19 protein-coding genes are annotated in these 19,788 nt (G+C 33.4%); 6 read left to right on the forward strand and 13 right to left on the reverse strand.

The genetic code is table 11. The features are described from left to right. Positions 1-6 precede the first annotated feature (6 nt). The 5 genes from OZP07_RS03580 to OZP07_RS03600 form a co-directional block, all read right to left on the reverse strand. Positions 7-456, reverse strand: coding sequence for an SRPBCC family protein (locus OZP07_RS03580; protein ID WP_281637320.1), 450 nt, complete (start codon positions 454-456; stop codon positions 7-9). Beyond that, complete coding sequence (locus tag OZP07_RS03585; RefSeq protein WP_281637321.1) at positions 453-1,364, reverse strand: TIGR01777 family oxidoreductase; 912 nt, start codon at positions 1,362-1,364, stop codon at positions 453-455. Before OZP07_RS03585 ends, OZP07_RS03580 begins: the two co-directional genes overlap by 4 nt. Positions 1,365-1,430: 66 nt before the next feature. Next, on the reverse strand, positions 1,431-1,817 hold the full coding sequence (locus OZP07_RS03590) for a hypothetical protein (protein ID WP_281637322.1): 387 nt from the start codon (positions 1,815-1,817) through the stop codon (positions 1,431-1,433). Positions 1,818-1,836: 19 nt separating this feature from the next. Then, on the reverse strand, positions 1,837-2,184 hold the full coding sequence (locus OZP07_RS03595) for a hypothetical protein (RefSeq protein ID WP_281637323.1): 348 nt from the start codon (positions 2,182-2,184) through the stop codon (positions 1,837-1,839). Between the two features lie 153 nt (positions 2,185-2,337). Next, positions 2,338-2,841 carry a GbsR/MarR family transcriptional regulator gene (locus OZP07_RS03600; RefSeq protein WP_281637324.1) on the reverse strand — a complete coding sequence of 168 codons (504 nt, stop codon included), beginning with the start codon at positions 2,839-2,841 and terminating at the stop codon, positions 2,338-2,340. Positions 2,842-3,243: 402 nt separating this feature from the next. Here OZP07_RS03600 and OZP07_RS03605 point away from each other — a divergent pair, with 402 nt between their 5' ends. Then, positions 3,244-3,657 carry a DUF1842 domain-containing protein gene (locus OZP07_RS03605; protein ID WP_281637325.1) on the forward strand — a complete coding sequence of 138 codons (414 nt, stop codon included), beginning with the start codon at positions 3,244-3,246 and terminating at the stop codon, positions 3,655-3,657. Between the two features lie 129 nt (positions 3,658-3,786). Here the strand turns inward: OZP07_RS03605 and OZP07_RS03610 are convergent, their stop codons facing one another. From OZP07_RS03610 to OZP07_RS03635, 6 genes are all read right to left on the reverse strand, one after another. Continuing rightward, positions 3,787-5,814: a M3 family metallopeptidase gene (locus OZP07_RS03610; protein WP_281637326.1), complete on the reverse strand. Its 2,028-nt coding sequence runs from the start codon at positions 5,812-5,814 to the stop codon at positions 3,787-3,789. A gap of 280 nt (positions 5,815-6,094) precedes the next feature. After that, the gene (gene purE / locus OZP07_RS03615) at positions 6,095-6,580 is read right to left on the reverse strand and encodes a 5-(carboxyamino)imidazole ribonucleotide mutase (protein ID WP_281637327.1); all 486 of its coding nucleotides are present in this window, start codon (positions 6,578-6,580) and stop codon (positions 6,095-6,097) included. A gap of 12 nt (positions 6,581-6,592) precedes the next feature. Continuing rightward, positions 6,593-7,189 carry an HNH endonuclease domain-containing protein gene (locus OZP07_RS03620; RefSeq protein WP_281637328.1) on the reverse strand — a complete coding sequence of 199 codons (597 nt, stop codon included), beginning with the start codon at positions 7,187-7,189 and terminating at the stop codon, positions 6,593-6,595. A 1-nt stretch (position 7,190) separates the two neighbouring features. After that, positions 7,191-8,429, reverse strand: coding sequence for an ATP-binding protein (locus tag OZP07_RS03625; RefSeq protein WP_281637329.1), 1,239 nt, complete (start codon positions 8,427-8,429; stop codon positions 7,191-7,193). A gap of 55 nt (positions 8,430-8,484) precedes the next feature. Next, a complete protein-coding gene (locus OZP07_RS03630; RefSeq protein ID WP_281637330.1) occupies positions 8,485-9,642 on the reverse strand; it encodes a 5-(carboxyamino)imidazole ribonucleotide synthase in 1,158 nt (385 codons plus the stop codon). A gap of 79 nt (positions 9,643-9,721) precedes the next feature. After that, positions 9,722-10,270 carry a HEAT-like fold family protein gene (locus tag OZP07_RS03635; RefSeq protein ID WP_281637331.1) on the reverse strand — a complete coding sequence of 183 codons (549 nt, stop codon included), beginning with the start codon at positions 10,268-10,270 and terminating at the stop codon, positions 9,722-9,724. A gap of 88 nt (positions 10,271-10,358) precedes the next feature. Between OZP07_RS03635 and hpt the strand changes: the two genes are divergently transcribed. The 5 genes from hpt (at position 10,359) to OZP07_RS03660 (ending at position 17,754) form a co-directional block, all read left to right on the forward strand. Then, positions 10,359-10,889, forward strand: a complete 531-nt coding sequence (gene hpt, locus OZP07_RS03640; RefSeq protein WP_194639843.1) for a hypoxanthine phosphoribosyltransferase — start codon at positions 10,359-10,361, stop codon at positions 10,887-10,889. Positions 10,890-10,930: 41 nt separating this feature from the next. After that, positions 10,931-11,503, forward strand: a complete 573-nt coding sequence (locus OZP07_RS03645) for an adenylate kinase (RefSeq protein WP_194639845.1) — start codon at positions 10,931-10,933, stop codon at positions 11,501-11,503. Between the two features lie 310 nt (positions 11,504-11,813). After that, entirely contained in the window at positions 11,814-13,037 is a 1,224-nt protein-coding gene (locus OZP07_RS03650; RefSeq protein WP_281637332.1) for a hemolysin family protein, read from the forward strand. A 112-nt stretch (positions 13,038-13,149) separates the two neighbouring features. Continuing rightward, positions 13,150-14,151 carry a GTPase ObgE gene (gene obgE, locus OZP07_RS03655; RefSeq protein ID WP_194639849.1) on the forward strand — a complete coding sequence of 334 codons (1,002 nt, stop codon included), beginning with the start codon at positions 13,150-13,152 and terminating at the stop codon, positions 14,149-14,151. A 147-nt stretch (positions 14,152-14,298) separates the two neighbouring features. Continuing rightward, a complete protein-coding gene (locus tag OZP07_RS03660) occupies positions 14,299-17,754 on the forward strand; it encodes a T9SS type B sorting domain-containing protein (RefSeq protein WP_281637333.1) in 3,456 nt (1,151 codons plus the stop codon). Positions 17,755-17,896: 142 nt separating this feature from the next. Here the strand turns inward: OZP07_RS03660 and OZP07_RS03665 are convergent, their stop codons facing one another. Both OZP07_RS03665 and OZP07_RS03670 read right to left on the reverse strand, forming a co-directional pair. After that, positions 17,897-18,886 (reverse strand): glycosyltransferase family protein, encoded by a 990-nt coding sequence (locus OZP07_RS03665; protein ID WP_281637334.1) that lies wholly within the window; start codon positions 18,884-18,886, stop codon positions 17,897-17,899. Positions 18,887-18,901: 15 nt separating this feature from the next. After that, positions 18,902-19,717, reverse strand: a complete 816-nt coding sequence (locus OZP07_RS03670) for a UDP-2,3-diacylglucosamine diphosphatase (RefSeq protein WP_194639854.1) — start codon at positions 19,715-19,717, stop codon at positions 18,902-18,904. Positions 19,718-19,788 lie beyond the last annotated feature (71 nt).

The raw sequence follows: 19,788 nt of genomic DNA on the forward strand, positions 1-19,788 counted from the left end.
TTATTATTATTTCTCACACAAACTTTTCAAAACCTGATTCCTGTATATATTAAAAGTCCTTAAATGCCTTTTCAAAAATAAAAAATCAAATAGTTTACCAAAAACACCAAACGGAGTTTCATACTGCAGTTTATCTGTCATTATGGTAACTCCGTTTATTTCTTCAAAATAATGTCGATGTTTGAATGATTTGAAATTTCCTTCTTCCATTTCATCCACAAAATAATCATAAAGATTCATTACGGGAATCCGGCTTTTATGGGTTAAGTAAAATCCGAAATGCCTGCCTCGCCAAGTCATCGTTTCGTTCAAATTAATCAAACCCGATGTAACTCCGGCAATTGCTTTTTCTTTGGAAGAACTTGCCGATAGCTGGTGAATGTCGATATTTCGGGAAGCATCAAAAACGATATTTTTGGGTGCTTTTATTTTGGTTGTGAGGTGGATGGTTGTCATTTGCTTAATAAATTTTGAAAAGCGTTATTTATATTTTCAAACTTATATTGGAACCCATTTTCCAAAAGCCGTTTCGGAATTACATTTCTGCTTTTTAATATTAATTCTGCTTCTGTTCGAATAAAGAAAGATCCAATTTCAAGAAGAAATGTATTCATTGGAATTCCAAAAGGAAAACCAACTGCTTTTCGCAGTTTTTGCATAAAATCGGCATTGCGAATTGGCTCGGGAGAAACAATATTGATAACGTCAATGATTTCTTTTTGAATAATAAAATCTATTGCATTTGCAAAATCTTCTTCGTGAATCCAGCTTACAAACTGATTTCCTTTTCCCTGTTTTCCGCCAAAACCAAATTTTGCCAGCGTTTTCAGAGGAACAAGAGCCCCGCCGTTTTTTCCCAAAACTATTGAAGTCCGCAAAGCTGTTTTAAGAGTTTTTGGAGTTTCAGTTTTAAAAAATGCTTTTTCCCAGGAAAGCGCAACATTTATCGAAAAGTCATTTCCGATTTCGCCATCGGTTTCATCCATTTGTTTATCTAATGAAAAACGATAAATTGTTGAAGTCGATGAATTCAGCCAATGTTTTGGTGGATTTTTGCAATTCAAAACAGCTTTATTTAAGATCTTTGTGCTTTCAATTCTCGACAATAAAATCTGTTTTTTATTTTCTTTGGTATAACGGCAGTCAACCGATTTTCCGGCAAGATTAATTAAAACTGTTGTGTTTTCCAACTCGCTTTCCCAGCCTGTAAATGTTTTGGCATTCCAGTTGACGAATTTAATTCCGTCAGCAGTTTCTGACTTGCCTCTGGTCAGAATTACAATTTCATCAAATTTATTTTTGAAATGCTTTGTCAAAATCTGACCTAAAAATCCGGTTCCTGCAGCTATAATAAGTTTTGTCATTGTTGTTTTGTTTTTTGTGGAATAAACCTAACAGGTTTCAAAAACCAGTTAGGTTTGTTGAATAAATTAAGCTTTAAAAACCAATCTTTCTTCTTGCTGAGCTTCTTTGGATTTTCTTTTTCCTCTGAAGAAAAAGTATAAGTTAAGGAACAGCATTATTCCAAGATAGATAGAAAATCCGCCAATTTTATAACTCAGGGCTTCGATAAGTGACTGATAGCTGTTGTCGTAAATGCTCAACTGTAAAATCATTAAGGCAAAGCCTAAATTAAGCAGATAAAATCCAGTTTCAAAAAGTCTGTTTGTTGCCTGCGCAATTTCTTCTCTGCCTTTGAAAATGTCCAGCATAAATATTTTTCCGTTTTTGAAAAGGGTTTTAGAAACATAATAGGTAAGGAATAAAGCGATTGGTAAATAGACAGCGTAACCGATTAAGATTTTTGTAGTTTCCATGATAATAAGTATTTAAGTGTTATTTAATTAATTTGTGAATGTATTTGGTTAATATTAAAATGTTTGTGTAATGCAGTACCGAAATAATAAAAATGATGACTGCGGTTTTGGTGCCGATGGTTTCTATCAATTGGGGTGAAGAAGTTATTTTTTGCCAGGAAATTAGGGTCATGGCACAGTAACCAATATTTAAAAGATAATATCCTAAAAGTAAAACCTGATTGATTTTTTGACAGATTTCAGCATGATTTGGGATTAATTCAGCCACGTAAATATTTCCGTTTTTGTAACATATTTTTCCAACTTTCAGAATAATGAAAATCGTAATGCTGAGGTAAATTAAATACCCGATAATGTTGAAATTCATAATTATTTATTTTTAAATTTTTAAACTTTCAGAAAAAAATGAAACTTAGTGGTAAATTTTTTTACTGCTATTTAATTCGTTTTTATTGTTTTTTATTTGTCTCATTGAATAGCCAGTAGAAATTTAATCTAATTATCAAATATTTAGTGTTGGCTATTTCATAATTTTTAAAACCAATTTACCTAACCAGTTTTCGTTGAATTCGGTCATTTTGTCTAAGACATTATCTGCTTTTAAAACAAAATCATACAATTTGGAAGTTTGGTCAACGAAGTGTTTTTCTTCGGCTGAATCTTTTGCTTCAATTGTCGAAACCTCTTTTAGGATTTTAAGCGCAGGTTTGATTTCTCTCCTGCTTCTTTCTCTCGAAATTTTGGAAGCCAATTCATCTAAATCCTTTTCAGCAGTAAAAAACTCTCTGCGTTCACCCGCTTTGTATTCTTTGTAGACAATTCCCCAGTCCATTAATGCTCTTAGGTTCATGCTGGCGTTACCGCGTGAAATTTGTAATTCTTCCATGATGTCTTCCATAGAAACCGCTTCGTTTGAGACCATTAATAAAGCATGAATCTGCGCCATGGTTTTATTAATTCCCCATTGAGAACCTAATGCTCCCCAGGTTTGTACAAACTTATTTTTTGCCTCTTTGAATTCCATTTTTGGATTTATTTCCCTTTGTTGGAACAAATGTAAACAAAAGTTTTTAAACTTTCAAAAATAATTGAAAGTTTGTTTTAAAAAAATCATTCCAAAAGTAAAGTAGTAATTATCTTATGCTAGATTTTGTTTCTTTCATAACTGAAATTTTTTGTTCTGCAGCATTTTTTTAATTAATTCTATAAGTCTAGTATAGTTTTGATGTAGAAAATAAAAAGAGAAGGATTTTATTTGTTTGTTATTGATTATCAAATGTATATAAGGTGCTTTATTTTCTGATTTATAACACCGTTTATTGATTTAATTAAAAATACAATTAAAAAAGTGGAGCAGATCCCACTTAAAAAAACGAGGCGGTTCTGAAAAGCCTAACGAGTAAGATAAAAATAATATTTAGAAATCATGGCAGATTTATTAGCAGGTGCTTATTTAGCAAAAGGGACAATTGGAAATGTTGGAACACCAGGTGCTCCAATCGCAACATTTAGTTTAGTGGTGGTACCATCACAGCATACCGTAACAGGTACAGTAATAATTACTCAGGCAGTAAGCGGTCCTGACAGCCACATTGTTGTTCAGGTAAAAGGAAAAATATATGCAGCAGGATTAGGAAAATATACACAATTAGTTAGTCTGCAAGGGCAGTATGTGCATTCAGTTCCTCCTCCGGCAATTGGTTCTTTCTTGGCTGAGTTCAATGCTCATTTAGCTATCGATAATGCATGGAATGGAGTTGGCGGTTTCTCATACTGGAGACACACTGTTGAAAATGTACCGGTTAAAGCAGTAAATGCCTTAAAAGAGCAAGCGGTTTAAGACAATTTTTACTGACTAATTTAAAAAGATTACCTAATTCGGGTAATCTTTTTTGTTTTAATAAACAAAAACCGAAGCGTTTCTGCCTCGGTTTTTATAAATGTCTAAGAAGTCTAATAATCTGGAAATCTATAAAAGCCCCGCTCTTTTCAGCAAAGCATCTGGTTTTGGTTCCTGTCCTCTAAAGCGTTTGTACAATACCATTGGATGTTCGGTTCCGCCTTTTGAAAGGACATTTTCTTTGAATTTATCAGCCACTTCTTTGTTGAAAATTCCTTTCTCCTGAAAATATTCGAATGCATCGGCATCAAGAACTTCGGCCCATTTGTAACTGTAATAACCCGATGAATAACCTCCTTGGAAAATATGTGAAAAGGCTGTGCTGATTGCATTTTCCTTTACATCAGGATACAATTGAGTGGAAGAAAATTGCTCCGTTTCAAAAGTTTTTACATCATTAATATTCGTTGGATCTTGCCCGTGCCAGCCCATATCCAGTAATCCAAAACTCAGTTGGCGCATCGTTGCCATTCCTTCCTGGAAACTAGCACTCTCCTTGATTTTTTCTACATATTCCTGTGGAATAACTTCCCCGGTTTCATAATGGTGTGCAAACAGAGCCAAAGCTTCTGGTTCATAACACCAGTTTTCCATAATTTGGCTTGGCAGTTCCACAAAGTCCCAATAAACCGATGTTCCTGATAAATTAGGATACGTTGTATTCGCTAACATTCCGTGTAATCCGTGGCCAAATTCATGGAATAGAGTTGTCACTTCATTGAAAGTTAATAACGACGGCTTAGTCTCTGTTGGTTTTGTAAAGTTGCAGACATTGGAAATATGCGGCCTTTCGTTTACGCCGTCTTTGATGTATTGTGATTTGAAAGAAGTCATCCAAGCACCGTTTCGTTTTCCTTTTCTTGGAAAGAAATCAGCGTAGAAAAGTGCAACCAATTCATTGTTTTTGTCTTTTACTTCATAGGCAGTAACTTCTTCGTGATACTTGTCGATGTCAAAAATTTCAGTAAAAGTCAAGCCAAACAGTTTTCCTGCAATCGTAAAAGCGCCGTTCAGCACTTTTTCCAATTGGAAATAAGGTTTCAGTTTCTCGTCATCTAAATTAAATAACTGCTGTTTCAGTTTTTCCGAATAGTATGCTCCGTCCCATTTTTCGAGCTGTTCGATACCGTCCAGTTCTTTGGCGAAAGCCGATAACTGTTCAAATTCTCTTTTGGCTGCTGGTTTTGCTTTGGCCAATAAATCATTTAAAAAAGATTTTACTTTTTCTGGACTTTCGGCCATGCGTTCTTCTAGAACAAAATCGGCATGGGTTTTGTATCCTAAAAGATTAGCTCTTTCAAAGCGCAGTTTAGCAATTTTTAAAACGATTTCCTGATTGTCGAATTCGTTGTTCTGAAAACATCTTGCTCCGAAAGCAAGAGCTATTTTTTTACGCAGTTCGCGGTTATCTGCATACGTCACAAAAGGCAGGTAACTAGGGTGATCCAGAGTGAAAATCCAGCCTTCTTTTTCTTGGGCCTTCGCCAATGAACGAGCCGCTTCGATAGTTCCTTCTGGTAAGCCGGCTAAATCATTTTCGTCAGTAAGATGTAATTCGAAAGCATTGGTTTCGGCCAAAGCATTTTCGCCAAACTGTAAACTCAATTTGGACAATTCTTTGTCGATTTCCCTTAACTGATTTTTCTTTTCTTCCGGCAGATTAGCTCCGTTTCTGGAAAAGCTTTTGTATTGTTTGTCCAGAAGTGTTGTTTGTTCTGGATTTAAATTCAAAGATTCTCTTTGATCGTAAACTGTTTTTACTTTGGCAAATAAAGCAGTATTCAAGCGGATATCATTTCCAAATTCAGATAATAGCGGCGAAACTTCCTGGGCAATTTTTTGCATTTCGTCACTCGTTTCTGCCGAATTTAAGTTGAAAAAGATATTTGAAATCCGATCCAAAGTATCGCCGCTAAATGACAAAGCTTCAATAGTGTTTTGAAAAGTTGGGTTTTCTGCATTGTTAATTATTGCATCAATTTCGGCTTTTGCCATATCAATTGCTTCCTGAAATGCAGGAAGATAATCTTCGTTTTTTATTTGTGAAAATGGCGCTGTATCTAGCCTGGTGTCAAATTTATTGAGTAGTATATTCATAATTATAAGATCTGTTTTGTTCCAAATATTAGGAGGTTATTTTTTTGTCTGAAATTGAAAAAAAAATAAACTTCATTAAAATTTAAAAGTAAAATGTATTTAATCGATATTTTGTGTATTTTTGTCGAATAATTAATTTCTTTAATAGAATTAATACTGTCAAAAAAACAAACTCTTTTTGTCCCTAACCTAAAAGAAAAAAGTATTGAAAATGCTAAATTTCCCCGAGTTTAGAATTTTGCAATATCAAAAAAAAGCTCCGTATTTTAGGAGCTTTTTTTTATTTATTCAAGTTTTCCGAAGATTGATAAACGGCTTTTTTTAGTCCTTCTTTGTAGGCGATGATTTTGTCTAAAACAGTTTTATCGGCACTTCCTATAATTTGTGCAGCAAGGATTCCGGCATTTTTTGCTCCGTTTAAAGCAACAGTTGCTACTGGTACACCGCCAGGCATTTGTAAAATAGATAAAACACTGTCCCAGCCATCAATAGAATTGCTAGACTTTACAGGAACTCCAATTACAGGAAGCGGTGACATCGAAGCAACCATTCCAGGTAAATGCGCTGCGCCTCCAGCTCCGGCAATAATTGTCGAAATTCCGCGATTGTGTGCGTTCATACTGAAATCAAACAGTTTTTCGGGTGTTCTGTGTGCCGAAACGATGTCGACTTCGGTTTCTATATTAAAACTTTTTAAAATATCTATGGCATCCTGCATTACCGGCATATCCGAAATGCTTCCCATTATTACAGCTACTTTGCTCATTTGTTTTTTTATTTATTTTAGTTCTGGAATCATATTCCAAATGTCAATATTAAATTCTTCTTGGATGGCTCTTAAATAGGATATTTGTTTTATATCGTCTTCAATTAAGATTTTAAAGAAATCTTCAGCAGAAACACCATATACTGATAATTCTTTAGTTTTTCTTTGTATGTATTTTTTTCTTTCATCAGCTAAAATGATATCATCAAGCTTTAATAACTTAATTAAATTAATTGCTTCGTTATCATTTAAATCTGAAACACGATAATCGCCGCTGTCATAAACGATTCTATCTTCAAAATCAATTGCTGCTGGGTTTAAAACAGGCTGTAAATTTTCCCATTTAGAAGCTTTCTCTATATTCCATTGGTGTTTTACCAAAAACCAATTTGAATAAGAATCGTCAATAGTTCCTTTTAGATTTGGATTAAAATGCTCAATGTCCCGTGCATCAGCTCTTCCTAAATACTCTTCTGTATATGAACAAAATCCCTTTTGCTCTTTATATAAAACTTTCGAAATTTTTAAATTATTGTTTGAATTGCCTTCTATATAATTTAAATTATTTTTAATTACTTCTGAATCATGGTTTTTAAGAACTCTCCTCATATTAGAAATTATAAATGTCTCCCAGTTTAACAGTTTCTAATAGTAATTCTTTTTTTCTTTTAGGATCAGTCTCATTAGCAACGTCCTGTTTAAGTTTGATATATTTTTGATATGCTTCTTCACCGTGCTTATTGTAATAATTTACTCCAAAATCATTTTTTAGCATATCATTCGGATCATCGCCAATTGGAGAACTTCCTCTGCGTACGGCTACTTTTCCTTCTTCATCAAAATATAAAATGAAACGTTCTTCGGGTTCAAAGGAAGCAGCGATAAAAGGGGAATGTGTAGCAACTATAAACTGAGCTTCAGAAGCTAGATTTTGATAATAATCCATTAAATCCATCTGCATATCAGGATACAATGAACGCTCGGGTTCGTCAATTAAAATGATGGAATCTTTGGTGTCAAATTTATACAATGGTAAAAGTAACGATATTAAAAGTTTTGTTCCTGTACTTAGTGAAAGTATTGGTATAAAGACATCACTTTTATAATGTTTAATATTTAGGAAAGATGATGGATTGTTGACATCAACTTCTAGATTTAATTTTTTTAAAACCTCATTAAATTTTATTGCAAATTCTTCATTAGGATTTGGATTTTCTTTTCTCCATTTGTTTAAATCATCAATGATGTCATTAATATTTGAATAGCTGAAGAAGTCAGAGCTTTTCTTTAGGAGTTCTTCACGATAATTGATAAAATCATTTAGTAAAAATCTGTAAATTTCTTTATAATTGTTTTCGCTAAGTTTAAATTGATTGTAATTTTTTAAAAGAAAATCTTTGTCTTTAAAATTTGAATTTTTTAATTCTTCAGGTTGAAGAAAATTAATTATTTTATTTATATTTAACTCTGATGGAAAAAAAACTTTCTTGGTTAAATCGTTAGTTTTTAATTTTTTGTCAACGAAATAGTTTATTAATATTTCCTGATTCTGAATACAGAACTCTTCAGTATTGTCATTGAAAAACACACATAAAGAAGATTTTAACTTTTCTAACGATGAGTGATGTTTGAATTCTTCAGGATAATCTATATAAGAGTTATTATGCGTTTTAATATCTAATAACTCCAATAGACTAGTTTTTCCAGTTGCACTTTGCCCAATAAAACAAATTTTGTTTAAAGGTTTCCCTGCTTTTTCTTTGTCTTTATAATCCAAAGGATACGTAAAATCAAAATCTAGATTCTCTAAATGTCTAAAAGTATCAATATGTAATTTTGAAATTTTCATGTATTGTTTTTTACAAATTTATCTAATTTGACATTGATTAACAACTGCAAACTGATTACTGAATGCTGACCACTTTTATAGTATTCTTAACATCGGCCGCAATTCGTCTTGCTTCGGCCATATCTTCATTGACAATGGTTACGTGTCCCATTTTTCGGAAAGGGCGGGTTTGTTTTTTGCCGTAAATGTGCGGGGTAACGCCGTTCCAGCCCAAAATAGTTTCGATGTTTTCGTAAATTACGTCGCCAGAAAAGCCTTCGGCACCGACTAAGTTTACCATAATTCCGGCAGCTTTACTGTCTGTGTTTCCAAGAGGTAAATCAAGAATAGCACGCAGATGATTTTCAAACTGCGAAGTATAGCTAGCCTCGATTGAGTAATGTCCTGAGTTGTGCGGACGCGGTGCTACTTCGTTTACCAGAATTTCATCATCTTTGGTTTGGAACATTTCAACTGCCAAAAGGCCAACATGATTAAATTGCTGCGAAACATTCAATGCAATCGCTCTTGCTTTTTCGGCAACTTTATTATCAATTCTGGCAGGGCAGATTACATATTCTACCTGATTGGCTTCTGGATGAAATTCCATTTCCACAACTGGGTAGGTTTTGATTTCGCCGGAAGGACTCTGGCAGACAATTACAGCCAATTCATTTTTGAAAGGCACCATTGTTTCAGCAATGCATTCTACATTGGGTAAATTTTCTAAATCAGCTGTCTGCCGAATGATTTTTACGCCGTTTCCGTCATATCCAAATTCAGTACATTTCCATACAAAAGGAAGCTGAATATTTGCTTCTACTAAATCAACTACTAAGTTTTTTAGAGTAGAATAACGCTTGTAAGGAGCTGTCGGGATATTATTTTTGATATAAAAATCCTTTTGGATTCCTTTATTTTGTATGAGTTTTAGCGTTTTTGGAGAAGGATATACTTTTTTGCCTTCATTTTCCAGTTTTTCCAGTGCCTCAAGATTTACCAGCTCAATTTCAAAGGTCAAAACATCTACTTGTTTTCCAAAATTGTAAACAGTTTCAAAATCCATCAAATCGCCTTTTACAAAATGGTTACAGGCAATTTTACTAGGAGCTTCGTCACTTGGGTCTAAAACGTAAGTTTGGATATCAAATTTTCGTGTGTCAGACAGCAGCATTTTGCCAAGCTGCCCGCCTCCTAAGATTCCTAATTTAAAATCAGAAGAAAAATAGTTCATTGTGATTGTATTTACTTTGTCTGCTCAGCACATTGCCAGCAACTGCAAAGATACTTTTTCCTAATCGAATAGGAAAATGCTATTTTATTTTCTTCAAAACTTCTTTGGCAACGGCTTTATAAGCGGCACTGTGATTTGGAAAATCTTTTGTGGCAATAGTTTTCAATTCGGGATGAATCCAGTCATAATGCTGTCCTAATAGGTATAAAGTTCTCATTGAATAAGCTTTGGATGCTACTTTAGTATCGTTAATCAGCCAGTCAAAAGAACTTTCGATGATTGCTTCCAGATGTTTTTCGGAAAGCTGTATTTCACTTTTTTTATAATGAGAATGAACCAGCAGTTGACAGATTTTGGCAACGGGGCGAATGGCACTTTCATCTTTCAGGTTTTTGATATTGGAACAAAAATAATCCAGATGATTTTCAATCCATTCCAGTTTTTGGTAACAGACAAATTCCAAAATCCAGCAGGCTTTGGCCGAATTTTTATTTGAAACCTGAAAACACAGCCGAATTAATTCAGGGAAAAGTTCTTGATTATGCAGTACTTCATCAGCATATTTTTGTCGGTTTTCTCTATGTCCTGTTATATAATCTAAATTTTTCTGGAATTCGCTGACCATCATTTCTGTTTTTGATTTAAAAGTACAAATCAATTGACAATTGTCAAAAGTGAAATCCCTATCTTTGCCAAATATTTTAAAATATAAAACTGTGATACAACTACACGATAAACAATTTGTTCCGTTTATTTCTGCCAAAGAGATAAACTTTGCTATCGAAAAAATGGCAGCACAGATAGAAGACGATTTTTTTGATGAAACGCCGATTTTTATTGGAGTACTGAATGGTTCTTTTATGGTAGTTTCCGATTTTTTAAAATTATACAAAAAACCGTGCGAAGTTTCTTTTATCAAGTTAGCTTCTTATGAGGGGACATCCTCTACCGATTCCGTTAAGCAGTTAATTGGACTGAATCAGGACTTAACAGGCCGTACCGTAATTGTTATAGAAGATATTATCGACACAGGAAATACATTAGAGGAACTGAAAAAATTGTTCAAAAGCCAGAATGTAAAACATTTTAAAATAGCAACACTTTTTTTCAAACCGGATGCTTTCAAAAAAGATCTGAAAATTGATTATATTGGAATCCGGATTCCAAATAAATTTATCGTAGGTTTTGGATTGGATTACGATGGATTGGGCAGAAATCTGCCAGAAGTGTATCAGTTAAAAGAATAACCAAAAAACTAAAAATAGTAAAAACCACATATAAAAAAGGAATGATTAATATAATTTTATTTGGAAAGCCGGGAGCAGGAAAAGGAACTCAGGCAGAATTTTTAAAAGAAAAATACAAATTAACACATATTTCAACCGGAGATGTTTTTCGTTACAATCTGAAAAATGATACACCGCTTGGTAAAGAAGCAAGAGTTTTTATGGATGCCGGGGATTTGGTTCCAGATGAATTAACAACAAAAATGCTTATTGATGAGGTGAACAAACACTTGGATTCCAACGGAATTTTATTCGACGGTTATCCAAGAACTATCGCACAGGCTGAAGCACTGGATGCTTTTTTACCGACAATTGGTTCAAACGTTGCTGCTACAGTAGCTTTGGAAGCTGATGACAATATTTTGGTTGCCAGATTACTGGAAAGAGGAAAAACAAGCGGAAGAGTTGATGATCAGGACGAAGAAAAAATCAGAAACCGTTATCAGGAATATAATGAAAAAACGGCTCCGCTGATAGGATATTACAAGGATCAAAATAAGTTTCATGCAGTAAACGGGATAGGAACTATTCAGGAAATTACTGAAAGACTAACAGCGGTTATCGATAATTTATAGGAGCATTCTCCAGCTGTACGTTACAAGTCACAGCTATAAAAAACTAATTTTTCTATGTCATAAAAGGAGAAGTAAGAAGGAACCATCCTGTTTCTCCCTCTCTTTTGGAGAGGGTCGGGGTGAGGATCTGCTCTTTGTATAACAGGAAAAATTAGTTTTTTATAGCTATGAGTTTTTCACTTCCATCTGGGCTATTAAAATAAGAATGAATAACAAAAGGATTGCATAAAATCCAAAGTATAAACGAATTATCTAAACATTGGAAATAGTTATAATATTTTTTCTAATACTCTTAAATGGGGTTTTCTCTATGTCTGAAATTGCATTGATTTCGGCCCGAAAAAACAGATTGGAAACCGCAGCAAAAAAAGGAAACAAAAATGCCCAGACTGCTTTGGATTTGGCCAATTCACCGAATAAATTTCTGTCGACAGTACAAATAGGAATTACACTTATTGGAATACTGACAGGGATTTACAGCGGCGATAAAATTACTGCCGATGTTGAAGCTTTTGTAAAAGGATTTCAGATACTGATTCCTTATGCTCATTCAATTGCCGTTGGGATTGTTGTTGTTGTATTGACTTTTTTTTCATTGGTATTAGGAGAATTACTTCCTAAAAGAATTGGATTAAACTATCCCGAAGGAATTGCCAAAGCAGTGGCTTTGCCAATGAAAATAATTTCTATAATAACAGCACCTTTTATATGGCTGTTAACTACTTCTACTGATTTCTTACTCGATATTTTGCAAATAAAACCTACCGCCGACGGAAAAGTAACCGAGGAAGAGATAAAAGCAATTATCAAGGAGGGTACCGAAGGAGGAGAAGTTCAGGAAATAGAGCAGGATATTGTAGAGCGTGTTTTTCATATTGGAGATAGAAAAATAAATTCGTTAATGACTCACAGAAAATCAGTGATGATGCTGCCATTACATGCTGATAAAAGCAAAGTAAGAGGTTTTATGATCAAAGAACTGCATTCTGTTTACCCGGTTTATAATGAAAACCACGATGATATCGTTGGAGTTGTCAATTTGAAAAACATTTTTGCTAATGTTGATAATGACAATTTTAATCTGGCAGAAATTATGACTGATGCCCCATTTATGATGGAGCAGACTACGGCTTATAAGGCATTGGAACAATTCAAAAAAACAGGAATTCATTATGCATTGGTTTCCGATGAATATGGAGTTTTTCAAGGAATTATTACGCTGAATGATATTCTGGAAGCTTTGGTTGGAAACGCTTCCGATTTCTATAAAGACGATTTTCAGTTAATTGAAAGAGAAGACGGAACCTGGATGGTAGACGGGCATTATTCACTGCACGATTTCCTTACCTATTTCGAGCTGGATGATTTGATAAATGATTATGAAGTGACCACTCTAAGTGGTTTAATAATGACGGAGTTATCACATATTCCGAAAGAAGGCGAAAAGCTGATTTGGCAAAGATTTGTGCTGGAAGTTATCGATATGGATGGCGTGAAGATCGATAAAGTAATGGTGAGAGCCTTAAAAGATTAAATTTAGTTTAAAAATAGTTTAAGGTTTTAAGTTTAAAGTTGATAGATTTTCTATTAAACGATTAAACGATTAAACGATTAAACTTTAGATTTAAACTTTTAAACAAAAGAAAATGACAGAGGGAAATTTTGTAGATTACGTAAAAATTTATGTTTCTTCCGGAAAAGGAGGAAAGGGGTCTACGCATTTGCATAGAGAAAAATTCATCCAATATGGAGGTCCAGATGGAGGTGATGGAGGTCGTGGCGGACATGTTTATTTGGTAGGGAATAAGGATCTTTGGACTTTATTTCACTTAAAATTTGCCCGTCATATCAAAGCAGGTCACGGAGGTGACGGAGGAGGAGACAGAAGTACAGGTGCTGACGGAGATGATAAATATATCGAAGTTCCATTAGGGACTGTCGTGAAAGATAAAGAAACAGGCGAAACATTGTTTGAGATTACTGAGGATGGTGAAAAACAAATACTTGCCAAAGGAGGAAAAGGAGGTTTAGGAAACTGGCACTTTAGAAGTTCAACGAATCAGACGCCTCGTTATTCACAGCCAGGTTTGCCAGGTTTGGAAATGGATGTGATTTTGGAATTAAAAGTTTTGGCAGATGTTGGTTTGGTAGGTTTTCCAAATGCTGGAAAATCAACACTATTGTCTGTATTGACTTCAGCAAAACCAAAAATTGCAGATTATCCATTTACGACTTTGAAACCAAATCTTGGAATTGTAGCTTACAGGGATTTTCAATCGTTTGTAATTGCCGATATTCCGGGAATTATTGAAGGTGCTGCCGAAGGTAAAGGGCTTGGTCATTATTTCCTGCGCCATATCGAGCGTAATTCGACTCTATTGTTTTTAGTTCCTGTGGATACGCCAAATATCAAGGAAGAGTATGATGTTTTGGTAAATGAACTGACTAAATACAATCCGGAAATGCTGGATAAAGAACGCCTATTGGTGATTTCAAAAATCGATATGCTGGATGATGAATTGAAAGCGGAATTGAAAACACAATTAGACGAAGAATTCAAAGGTATTCCTTATTTGTTTATTTCATCGGTTGCACAGCAGGGATTAACAGAGCTGAAAGACAAGCTATGGAAAATGCTGAATGAGTAAAATATATTTTTAAAACACATAAAAACCACTAATGAATTCGATTTGTTAGTGGTTTTTTTAGACTTGAAATGAAGGTTTATTTATGGTGATTAAATCTAAATTAACACTATTTCTTTTATTATATTTACCCAATTGTTTAAAAGAATTATGAAACATATTTACCTGCTATTTTGTTTATTTCCTTTATTTGTTTTTAGTCAAGATCTTTCTGCGGATTATAGCATATATCCCAAAACTTTTAGTAAAATAGCTAATGTTGCTAAAAAGTCAGCAATCTCACCTTTTCAATTTTGCGATACAGACAGTGATGGAATTGTTTCCATAAATCTGGAAGACTTAAAAAACCGTGCATTAGATGCTAATTCGTCTCAAATAATTGCAGAATCGGGTATTTATATAGGCACAAGTTCAGGCGAAATACAATTAGTTACTAATTTAACAACAAATCCTTCTAAAATAAAGGTATGCTCTAATTCGATTGTGCCAATATTTGATATTGCCTATAATCAAAACGGAGATACATATGTTTCTTATCAATCTAATATTTACAAAATAAATAAAACAGACTGTAGTGTTGTAAATATATATACTTCTAATGTAATAGGTAATATTAATTCCCTGTCATTCGATAGACAGTCTAATATTTATTTTGGTGGCTCCAGTTCAAGTGTATATCGTCTCAATAATGGAAACTATAATCAAGCAAATTTATGGCATGATTTTGTTTTTGGCAGTGCAGCCGGTGATTTTGTGATGTATGGCGATAAAATGTATATCGCTTGGAATAATTATAGTATTGGAAAATGTCAGCTTTATGAAGTGACTGTTGATAATAATATGAATTATGTTTCGCATAAAGTTCTGGGGAATCTGCCAAATGAAACATACGGTTTAGCCAGTGAATTAGGCAGTTTATATGGTGTTACATCAAATCAGTTATTTAGGATAAAAATCAATTCAGATTCTATCTATAATGAAGTTATTTTAAATAATGATTTTTCGAGTGGAGCATGGTATGGAGCAGCAGGGAAAAACGAAACTGTAGCTTTTGATGTAAAAGTCTATGAAACAGCTGCTGATGCACAAAATCAAGTGAATGCACTGCCGTCCACTTGGAACAATACAATTCCAGGCGGACAAACAGTATATGCCGTTATTAATAACTCAGTCAATCAGCAGTCTCAAATTGTACCAGTCGATATAAAAATAGGATTTTCGCCATCATATACAAATCCAAAAAACATTGAACATTGTGAATTTGATACTAATGCATCTCTTTTTGATATTAATCAGACTGTTTCTGAGATTATTGGGTCGCAAACCAATGTGACAGTCAGTTTTCATAAATCAGAAATTGATGCAAAGAATAACAGTAATCCATTGCCGAGCCTTTATACCATAAGCGGGAAAAATGCAAAAGTATATTTCAGAGTAACAAATGCATCAACAGGCTGTTTTTCTGTTTCTAGTTTTGATTTAATCATAAAAGAATCTCCGGTTTTTACAATACCAAAAGATATTTCAATCTGCGATATATTTCCTTTAAATTTTAATCTTAGGGCTCTTGAATCTGAGATTATAGGAAATCAGTCTAATTTGAAAGTGACTTTTTATAGTTCTAATGCCGATGCTTTAAATAACAGCAATTCATTACCAGATATCTCAGTTTTTAATAGTAATCCTAATTCTATTTATTTTAGAGTAACAAATCCATCAACAGGCTGTTTTGTAGTTTCACGTTTTAATTTGGCTATAAACCAGCCGCCGGTTTTTACGACACCAAAAGATATTTCAGCTTGTGGTATATTTCCTTTGAGCTTCAATCTTAGAGCAGTTGAATCTGAGATTATAGGGAATCAATCTGGTTTAAAAGTGGCTTTTTATGGATCTAATGCCGATGCTTTAAATAACAGCAATTCGTTACCAGATATATATGCTTTTAATAGTAATCCTAATTCTATTTATTTTAGAGTAACTAATGTGTTAACTGGATGTTTTTCAATTTCAAGTTTTAATTTAGCTTTAAATGAAACTCCAGTTTTTACAATACCGAAGGATATTTCAATCTGCGATAGATTTCCTTTAAATTTTAATTTTAAGACTGTTGAATCTGAGATTATAGGAAATCAATCTGGTTTAAAAGTGACTTTTTATGCGTCTAATACAGATGTTTTAAATAACAGTAATTCTTTATCAGACATATATGCTTTTAACAGTAATCCTAATTCTATTTATTTTAGAGTAACAAATCCATTAACGGGCTGTTTTGTGGTTTCGCGTTTTAATTTAGTTATAAACCAGCTGCCGGTTTTTACAATACCAAAAGACATTTCAGTTTGTGGTATATTTCCTTTGAGCTTCAATCTTAGAGCAGTTGAATCTGAGATTATTGGGAATCAATCTGGTTTAAAAGTGACTTTTTATGCGTCTAATGCCGATGCTTTAAATAACAGTAATTCGTTACCAGATGTCTCAGTTTTTAATAGTAATCCTAAAGCTATTTTTTTTAGAGTAACAAATCTGTCAACAGACTGTTTTTCAGTTTCCAGTTTCAATTTAGATTTAAATGAAACTCCAGTTTTTACGATACCAAAAGATATTTCAATCTGCGATAGATTCCCTTTAAATTTTAATCTTAAAGCTGTTGAACCCGATATTATAGGGAATCAGTCTAATTTAAAAGTGACTTTTTATGAATCTGAATCGGATGCTTTAAATAACAGTAATTCGTTACCAGATATATATGCTTTTAATAGTAATCCTAATTTTATTTATTTTAGAGTAACTAATGTGTTAACTGGATGTTTTCTGGTATCTAAATTTGGATTTAATTTGAATTTTAGAGCTGTTTTTTCTAATCCTAAAGATATTATTATTTGTAAATCGCCGAATTCAAATTATAAATTGGACGATTTTGATGCTAAAGCTCAAGAGATTCTAAATGGACAAAAGGGTACATATAACATTGGTTTTTACAATTCTTATGATGATGCTGTCAATAAAATCAATGAAATAGTTTTTCCATATTATGCTGAGAAAAGTGATAATCAGATTTTTTTTAGAATTGAAAATTCAGTTATGAGCAGCTGTTTTGATGTAGGTTCTTTTTTTATTTATTTAAGAGCAGAAAGTCAAAATGCGAATATTCCTTTTTCAATAAAAACTAGTGATTGGAAAAGCGAAAAAAATGAAATAGAAATTTTAGCATCTGGTAATTATGAATATTCTATGGATGGTTTAACATATCAGGATATACCTGTTTTTAAAGATTTACTGCCTGGAGAATACCAAATTTTTATCAGGGATAAAGATAATTGTTCTGTAATCAGGGATAAGGTTTTTTTAATGATGTATCGAAATTTTTTCACACCTAATGGTGATGGAATAAATGATTATTGGAATATTATAGCTTCTGCTGGCGGTGCCAGTGTAAAGATTGTGATATATGATAGATATGGCAAGATTATGACGAGTCTAAAAGGTGACAGTATGGGTTGGGATGGTAATTATAATAACAATCCGATGCCTTCCTCGGATTATTGGTTTGAATTAATTACAGAAGAAGGAAAGAAACTTAAAGGACATTTCTCTTTGAAAAGATAAACTATTGAAAAGTATTGACTGACTAAAAATTTAAAAACCGTTACATCACTGAAACGGTTTTTTTGTTTGTAACCACATTCGATTATTATTTCTTCTCTTTTAGAATAATTAAAAATCGAAATCAGGCTGCATAAGAAAAGTATCAGTCATTATAAGTATCAAATAAATACTGCAGTGTGTCGTTGATATTATTGGCTTTTATAGTTGGATATTTTATGTGGGAATCGAGCCAGTTTTCGATTATTAAATGAAAATCATCACCTATTTCATAAAGCACAGGAACGCCCATTTTTTTGAGTGCTGCGGCATTGCATTCCTGTTCATAGTGCTGTCTGATTGGAATCGAAAGTATTTTTTTGCCAAGATATAAAGCTTCAGCAGGAGTTTCAAATCCTCCGCCAGTGATAATTCCTTCGCAGTTAATCAGGCTTTTGTTAAAGAGGTCTTTACTGACGGGATAATACGTCACATTTTTTATAGTATGTTTGTTTTTTGTTTCTTCCAAAAACCAATGAAACTTTAAATTAGGAAGTTTATTGAATGTTTTTTCCAAACAGTCTTTTTGAAATGAAGGAAGATAAACTGTAATATGGTCTTTGTTTTTTGGATCGGCATTTACGATTTCGTCTTTGATGACGGGAGGATAAATAAAATCATCGTACTTATCAAAATGCAGTCCGATGTTTTTAGGAGACGGTGCATAATGTTTCAGAATCATTTCTCCCATCATACTTTTCTTTTCGGGTCTTGGAGTATTTGGCGAAATAAAACTGGCTTGGTGTCCAAATTGTATTGAGTTCACTTTCTGCAGTTTGGAAGCTAATGAGGTAATGGAATCAAAATCATTAATGACAACATCATAATTTTTTAGCGGTAAAGCATTGGCATCGTCATAAATTTGCTTTGGTTTTATGTTTTTGGCAATATCCCAGTAATTTAAACCTCCGCATTTGCTGTAATGAAGGCTGCAGCCGGCGCTTCTGAATTTTATGGGTAAATCGATGTCCAGAGTTGCATTGTTGCCGCTTAGAAAAAAATCGACTTCTCCAAATTTTTGCAGATAAGGATATAATTGTATGGCTCTGCTGATGTGGCCGTTTCCTGTTGCCTGTATTGCGTAAAATATTTTCATTGTTAGCTTTTTAGGTTATGAAAGAATTTTGTTGACAATGTCATTTACTTCTTTGTCTTCAGATAAATCGGGGTCTTTGTAATGTTCTTTTTTATAATGGTAAAGGCTCCATTTTCCTTTTTTATATTCTAATGAAGTAAGGTTTTCTATCCAGTCGCCGCTATTCAGATACAATACTTTTCCGTGTTCATTTTCAATTTCTTTCATTTGTGGTTTGTGAATATGTCCGCAGACTACGTAACTGTATTTTTTTTGGATGGCTATTTCGGCAGCTGTGGTTTCAAAATTGGAAACAAAAGAAACCGCTTTTTTGACGCTGTCTTTGATCATTTTGGAGTAGCTTCTTTTTTCTTTGCCCAAAAGTTCCAGAAACCAATTAATCAAACTGTTAATCAGAATCAATAAATCATAGCCTTTCCCGCCAAGTTTGGCTAGTATTTTGGCATAGCCTTTGGTTGAAGAATCAAATACATCTCCGTGGAAAATCCAGGTTTTTTTGCCGTCCAAATCAAGAATGATTTTGTCTAATAATTCGAAATTGCCCAAAATAAAGTCTGAGTATTTTCGTAAAGTTTCATCGTGGTTTCCAGTAATGTAAATAACCCGAGTGCCTTGATTGGACATTTTTATGATTTGTCTTAAAACATTCATGTGGGCAACGGGAAAGTAACTTTTGGTAAAACTCCAGATATCGATGATGTCACCGTTTAAAATCAATGTCTGAGGATTTATTGATTTTAAATACTGCAATAATTCTTTGGCTTGACATCCGTAAGTGCCTAAGTGAACATCGCTTATAACAACTAAGGGGATTTTTCTTCGTCTTTTCATTTTTAGTTTTTACGAAAGTAAAACCGCTATGTTATCCCAATGTGTTTTTAGTATTATTTGTGTATAAAAAA

Source organism: Flavobacterium marginilacus (assembly GCF_026870155.1).
In the GTDB taxonomy this organism is placed as follows: domain Bacteria; phylum Bacteroidota; class Bacteroidia; order Flavobacteriales; family Flavobacteriaceae; genus Flavobacterium; species Flavobacterium marginilacus.